The organism is Actinosynnema sp. NPDC037264 (assembly GCF_055603705.1).
The window spans coordinates 22,076-28,616 of sequence record NZ_JBVJVK010000067.1; the positions used below are offsets into that span (position 1 = coordinate 22,076).

At 71.1% G+C, this 6,541-nt stretch carries 5 protein-coding genes; 3 read left to right on the top strand and 2 right to left on the bottom strand.

Going from position 1 to position 6,541, the window contains the following annotated elements:
* Nucleotides 1–50: 50 nt before the first annotated feature.
* A complete protein-coding gene (locus tag ACZ7GX_RS39135; protein WP_498784700.1) occupies nucleotides 51–965 on the bottom strand; it encodes an alpha/beta fold hydrolase in 915 nt (304 codons plus the stop codon).
* Between the two features lie 241 nt (nucleotides 966–1,206).
* Nucleotides 1,207–2,523 (bottom strand): cytochrome P450, encoded by a 1,317-nt coding sequence (locus tag ACZ7GX_RS39140; protein WP_498784702.1) that lies wholly within the window; start codon nucleotides 2,521–2,523, stop codon nucleotides 1,207–1,209.
* Between the two features lie 226 nt (nucleotides 2,524–2,749).
* Between ACZ7GX_RS39140 and ACZ7GX_RS39145 the strand changes: the two genes are divergently transcribed.
* From ACZ7GX_RS39145 to ACZ7GX_RS39155, 3 genes are all read left to right on the top strand, one after another.
* Nucleotides 2,750–3,565 (top strand): SAM-dependent methyltransferase, encoded by an 816-nt coding sequence (locus ACZ7GX_RS39145; RefSeq protein WP_498784704.1) that lies wholly within the window; start codon nucleotides 2,750–2,752, stop codon nucleotides 3,563–3,565.
* A gap of 228 nt (nucleotides 3,566–3,793) precedes the next feature.
* Nucleotides 3,794–5,824, top strand: coding sequence for a putative bifunctional diguanylate cyclase/phosphodiesterase (locus tag ACZ7GX_RS39150; RefSeq protein WP_498784706.1), 2,031 nt, complete (start codon nucleotides 3,794–3,796; stop codon nucleotides 5,822–5,824).
* A 163-nt stretch (nucleotides 5,825–5,987) separates the two neighbouring features.
* Entirely contained in the window at nucleotides 5,988–6,455 is a 468-nt protein-coding gene (locus ACZ7GX_RS39155; RefSeq protein ID WP_498784708.1) for a DUF417 family protein, read from the top strand.
* The last annotated feature ends 86 nt before the right edge of the window (nucleotides 6,456–6,541 follow it).

Here is a 6,541-nt window from a genome sequence, read left to right on the forward strand (position 1 = left end):
CCCGCGTCCTGCGCGTTCACCACGGGTGCTCCGAGCGTTGGCCACCCGGCTCAGAGCGTGGTGGTCCAGGCCAGGACGGCTTGGTGGTAGGCGGGGGCGTTGGGCGCGTAGTTGATGGAGTGGCCGTAGTCGGGCAGCACGTGGGCGCGCAGGCGGGCGGCGGGGGAGAAGAACGGGGACTCCGAGGCGCGCAGGGCCTCCGCCGACCCGCAGTCGCTGCCCAGCGGTCGGCCGCAGAAGTGGGTGTCGCCCGCGCCGACCACGACCATCACCGGCACGTCGATCAGCCGCGTGAACGGCACGACCACGTTGTTCAACGTGATCGTGTCCACCGCCTCCGACGCCGCGAACACGTCCTTGGTGGCCTCGTCGAACCCGATCGCGTCGTCCACCCGCGCGCCGGGCGAGTGGAACGACCCGTAACGCGTGCCGGGCGCGGTCGTCAGGTAGCCCACGTCCAGCCCGGACCGCCGCAGCTGCGGGTCCAGCACCGCCGGGATCATGCCCGCCAACGCCGGGACCACGGTGATGAGGTTCATCCGGTGCGTGAAACCGGTGACCAGCACGCCGTCCACGTCGCCGTACGTCCCCGCCTCGATCAACGCCATCGCCGCACCGATCGAGTGGCCGCCGACGACCACCTTCTCGAACCGCGGCCGGACGGCCCGCACCACCTGGTGCACGGCGTGCGCCTGGGTCGACGCCGTCACCAACGCGCTCAACGGCCGCGAGCTGCGCCCGGTGCCGAGCCGGTCCACGGCCAGCGTCGCGATACCGGCCCGGTTCATCGCCTGCCGGTACGACCGGGTGTCCGGCGAGTACGAGATGTCCCAGTACGAGCTGTTGTACGTGCCGCCGGGGATCAACACCTGGACGGTGGACGCGCCCGCCGGCGTGCACAGCCTGCCGTGCACGGAATGCGGCGTGCCGAGCACCGCCACCGGCACCCGCAAGTCCTCGCACACGACCTGCGCCCCGGACGCCGGACTCGACACAGCGCCCGCAGGAGCTGCCGGCAGCAGACCGGCCGACACGGCGAGCAAGACAACCGCGGACAACCGCAATCGCGACCAACGCACGACTCGACAACCTCCTGGGTCCGAAACCACTGTCACAACCTGCGCCGCCCCAACCCGCGCTCCCACCCGCCGCACCGCACAACCCGTACCGCCACACGCCGCCCCACCCCACGCCACGACCTCGCGCTCAACGGGGTACCGCCGTCATCAGCAGTCCGCTGGGATAGGCGGTCGACGTGAACTTGGTGCGCACGGCCTTGCCGGGCACCGGCACGAGCCGCCACCTCGACAGCACGGTGGCGAGGGTGATCACGATCTCGGTCTGCGCGAACACGTTGCCCAGGCACTGCCGCGCGCCCGCCGCGAACGGGATGTAGGCGCCGCGCGGCACCGGGACGGACGGGGACAACCACCGGTCGGGGTCGAACCGGTGCGGGTCGGGGAAGGACGTCGGGTCGTGGTGCAGGGCGTGCGGGCTCACGATGACCTCGGCGCCCACCGGTAACTCCACCCCGCCGAGCGAGACCGGCTCGACGGCCCGCCGCATCAGGATCCACAGCGGGTACCGCCGCAGCACCTCGTTCACCACCGCCGCCGCGTACGTCAGCCGAGGCACGTCGGCGAAGGTCACCGGCCGCCCGCCGAGCACCTCGTCGAGCTCCGCGACCAGCCGCTCCTCCACCTCCGGGTGTCGCGCCACCTCGTGGAACGCCCACGCCAGCGCCAGCGCGGTGGTCTCGATGCCCGCGGTGAGCAGGGTCAGCACCTCGTCGTAGGTCTGCTGGTCGGTCATGCCGTCGCCGGACTCGTCCTGCGCCAGCAACAGCATCGACAGCAGGTCGCCGTGGTCGGCCACGCCCTCGGCCCGCCTGCTCGCGATGACCTCCAGCACGATCGCGCGCATCCGCGCGATGGCCCGGTCGAACTCGCGGTTGCCCGGCAGCGGCAGCTTCTCCACGAACGACGGCGACAGCGCGCGCACCATGCCCTGCTTGATCACCACGAACACCGACCGCCGCACCTCGGCGATCACCCGCTGCCCGAGCTCGGTGGAGAACAGGGCCTCGCCGACGACGGTGACCGCCAGCGCCTGCATGTCGTCCTCGACCACCCGCACCTCGCCAGGCGTCCACGACCTGGTCAACGCGGTCGCGGCGCGCACCATCGTCCCCGCGTACCGGTCGATCCGGTCCCGGTGGAACGCGGGCTGCACCATCCGCCGCTGCCGCAGGTGGAACGCGCCGTCGGAAAGCACCAGACCATTGCCCACGTAAGGGCGGAACTTGTCGAACATCGCGCCTTTGCGGAACCGCGAACCGTCCGTGACCAGCACTTGGTGCACAAGTTGAGGAGTGGTCACGAAATACGTCGTCATCGGACCGAGGTCCACCTTCACCACTTCGCCGTGATCGCGCAGTGATGCGGTGAACTCGTGTCGTCCGCGCAGCATCGCCAGGGAGTGGCCGAGGAATGGCAGCCGACCGGGAGCCGTCGGGACACCCATGTCAGCTCCTCTCCGGCCGCCGAAAGCGACGGCCCACGATAGGACCCGTTCGGTGGAAGGTGATAGCGCCCGTTCGGGTGGGTTGGTGTCGCACCGACGGGGGGACGACTACTGGTTCCGCCCACCCAGTACTCTCGCCGATCCCGAACCATCCCGAACCGATCCCCGAACCCATCCCGCACCGATCCCCGAACCATCCCCGAGATGCGAAGAGGTGCCCGCAATCATGGCGCAGCGCGAATGGATTCCACCCGGCGTGGACATCTCCGTGCCCAGCGTGGCCCGGACCTACGACTACATGCTCGGCGGCGGGCACAACTTCGCCGTCGACCGGGCGCTCGGCGAGCGGATCGAGTCGACCATGCCGGGCCTGCGCAACGCCGCGCGCGTCAACCGGGCGTTCCTCGGCCGCGTCGTGCGGTTCATGGTGGAGCAGGGCGTGCGGCAGTTCCTCGACATCGGCTCCGGCATCCCGACCGTCGGCAACGTGCACGAGGTCGCCCAGGCGGCGGCGCCCGGCTGCCGCGTCGTCTACGTCGACCGGGACCTGGTCGCCGTCGCGCACAGCGACCTGATGCTGGTCGGCAACGACGACGCGGCCGTCGTGCAGGCCGACATGCGCGAGCCCGACGCGATCCTGGGCAGCGACGCGGCCGCCCGGCTGCTCGACTTCGACCAGCCGATCGGCGTGCTCATGCTGCTGATGCTGCACTGGGTGCCGGACTCCGCCGACCCCCGCGCGCTGGTCGCCCGCTACCGCGACGCGCTCGCGCCCGGCAGCTACCTCGCGGTCACCCACGCCACCGGCGACAACCAGGGCGAGAACCTGGCCGACGCGACCGATGCGATCAAGCGGAGCAACAGCCCCGATCAGGTGAACTTGCGTTCCCGCGCCGAGATCGAGGAGATGTTCGACGGATTCGAACTGGTCGAACCGGGTCTGGTCGGTTGCGGTGAATGGCGGCCCGGTGGACCTGGTGACATCGCCACCGAGCCCGACATGAACATGCTGGTCTACGCGGGGGTCGGCCGAAAGGTATGAGCCAAAAGAGGTGAATTGCCCGGAGGAAGTCACCGTGGGTGTTCGCGGTTCACACTTCCGGTTGAGTGTTGGCCGGCGGGGGGTGGGTAAACTGCCGCGAATCCTCGATATCACAACAGGGCAACGGGAATGTCGATCCCCAGTCAGAGACAAGGAGCCACGTCACCACCCGAACGTGGCCGGGAACTCCTCGCGCGGAAGTGGTCGTACCTGCTCAGCGGAGCCGTGGTGGTCGCGCTGGACAGGAACGAACTCGACCGCGAAATGCGGGACCGCCTGGACGACCTGTGCGCGGCGGTGCACGCCGAGGCCACTCCCGGGTCGCCGTCGCCGCGGCCGGCCGAGCGGATCGGCGAACAGCTCGTCGCGCTCGGGTACGTCACCGAGGACGGCTTGCGCGTGACCCTCGACGTGCTCGGGAAAGGGCTGCTGGGGCTCTCGGAGTTCCAACCCGTGGAACGCTTCGCCCAGCCGATCGTGGCCGTGCTCGGCGCGTTGTCGGCCGGTTTCCTGGCGGCGAGCAGGCGCGCGGTGTTCGAGCAGCAGGAGTCCATGCAGCTGTCGCTGCTCAAGGCGGTCCGCGACGCGCAGTGGCACCTCAAGGAGAGCGAGGCGCGGTTCGAGGAGGTCGTCACGTCGTCGGCCAGCGGGATCCTGGTGGTCGACCCGGCCGGGCGGATCGTGCGGGCCAACGCGGCGATCGGTGACATCCTCGGCTACACGACCGAGGAGCTGACCGGCTTCGCCCTGCTCGACCTCGTGCACCCGGACTCGGTCCGGGTCCTCGGCGAGGCGATGCTGGCGCTGCTCGAGGACCGGCAGGAACGGGTCCGGCAGCCGCAGCGGTTGCTGCGCAAGGACGGCGACGTCGCTCGGATCTCGCTGACGGTGTCGCTGCTGCGCGGCGCGGACGACCAGCCCGTGCACTTCGTCGCCGTGATCGAGGACGGCACGGAGCTGATGCTGCTCCAGTCGGAGCTGAACCGGCAGGCGCTGCACGACGTGTCGACCGGGCTGCCGAACCGGCAGTACTTCACCACCCACCTGGAGAGCGCGCTGCGCCGGGCCGACCCGGTGCGCGGGATCAGCCTCTTCCACCTGGACGTCGACGCGTTCGGCATGGTGTGCAACAGCCTCGGCCGGCCCACCGGCGAACGGCTGCTCGTGCACGTGTCGCAGCGGCTGAAAGCCGTGCTGGCGCGGGAGAAGGCGATGATCGCCCGGCTCGCCGACGACGAGTTCGCCATCCTGGTCGAGAACGCCGCCACCACGCCGGACGTCTCCAGCACGGTGGCCGAGATCAACCGCGAGCTGGCCGAGCCGGTGTACTTCGACGACCGCGGGCTGGCCGTGTCGGTCAGCGTCGGCGTGGTGCGCAGACCGCCGCCGGACTGGGAGCCCGCGGACGTGATGCGGGCCGCCGAGCAGGCGCTGCGGCGGGCGAAGTCGGGTGGTCGCGGCCAGTGGGCGCTGTTCGACGACGGGCAGGACGCGGTCGAGCGGCGGGCCGACGCGCTCGCGGTCGCCATGCCCGGCGCCTGGGAGCACGGCGAGGTCGGCGTGCGGTACCGGCCGGTGGTGGAGCTGGCCGGTCGCGCGTTGGTCGGCGTGGCGGCGACGCTGCACTGGGACCGCGGCGACGACTCGCTCGACAACGCGGAGTGCGCCGCGCTGGCCGAGCGGACGGGTCTGGTCCTGCCGTTGGGCGAGTGGCAGCTGGCCACCGCGTGCGGGCAGGTGCGGTGGTGGGGCCAGGGCGGCGGGTTCACCGCGGCGCTGCACGTCGGCCTGACCAGGAACCAGTCGCGTGACGGCGACCTGGTCCGCCGGGTGCGCCGGGTGCTGGACGACACGGGGTTGCCCGGCTCGCGGCTGGTGATCGGGATGCCGGTCGCGGTGCTGGCGGAGACCGAGGCGGTGGACAACCTGACCGTGCTGGCCGAGCTGGGCGTCGGCACGTCGCTGGACGACTTCGGCCTCGGGCCGGACGACCTGGCGGTGGCCGCGGAGCTGCCGATCGGGTCGGTGCGGGTGGCGCGGCGGCTGGTCGAGCGGCAGTCCCGCGGCGAGGCGGACTACCTGGCCGAGCTGGTGTCGGTGGCCCGACGTGCGGGCATCCGGGTGCTGGTCGACGGGCTGGAGACGCGCGAGCAGGCCGACTGGTGGCGTGCGGCGGGCGTGGTCGCGGGCACGGGCCCGTTCTTCGGCGACCCGCTGCCCGCGGGCGCGTTCCCTGACCCGATCGAGTGGTACGACTAGCCGCCATCTGGGACGGCGTGGAATCAGGCCTTCACAGCGCGTTTCCTTACCGTTACAGTTCTGGGAGCGCTCCCAGAACTGTTCCGGTCAGTGTGGACCGCGGAACGGGCCTTCCTTCGCGGGCGGGTCGGACGTGGTCCCGCACGCGAAGGAAGTGATGTGGATGACGGAGTTCCCGTCCCGTCTGGATGCGCCCGCGCACGCCCTGCGGACGTTGAGCATCCCGTTGCTGCGGGGCTCGCTCGGAGTGGTGTTCGTGTGGTTCGGCGCCCTCAAGGTGACCGGCACGACCCCGGTGGCCGACCTGGTCGCGCGGACCGTTCCGTGGCTCGACCCGGGCGTCTTCGTGTTCGCGCTCGGAGTGGTGGAAGTGGTGCTCGGCATCGCCCTGGTGGTGGGCTTCCGGTTGCGCTGGGTGGCGCTGCTGGTCGTGCTCCACCTGGCGGGCACGTTCTCCACGCTCGTCCTGCAGCCGTCCGTCGCGTTCCAGACGGGCAACCCGCTGCTGTTGACCATGACCGGCGAGTTCGTGGTCAAGAACCTGGTCCTGATCACGGCGGGCCTTGCGGTCATGTCGGCGGACGCACCCGTGCGGCAGCGGGTGGCGCGCGCCGACGTCGCCCGGCGGTGATCGCGGGGGGGGGGGGGGGGGGGGGGGGGGGGGGGGGGGAAAAAGGACTAACACAGGACCAAGCAAGAGCGCAAGGTGCGGGAAGA

Coding starts and splice junctions, on each gene's coding strand:
- ACZ7GX_RS39155 (WP_498784708.1), top strand. CDS start 5,988: ATGACGGAGTTCCCGTCCCGTCTGGATGCGCCCGCGCACGCCCTGCGG.
- ACZ7GX_RS39140 (WP_498784702.1), bottom strand. CDS start 2,523: ATGGGTGTCCCGACGGCTCCCGGTCGGCTGCCATTCCTCGGCCACTCC.
- ACZ7GX_RS39145 (WP_498784704.1), top strand. CDS start 2,750: ATGGCGCAGCGCGAATGGATTCCACCCGGCGTGGACATCTCCGTGCCC.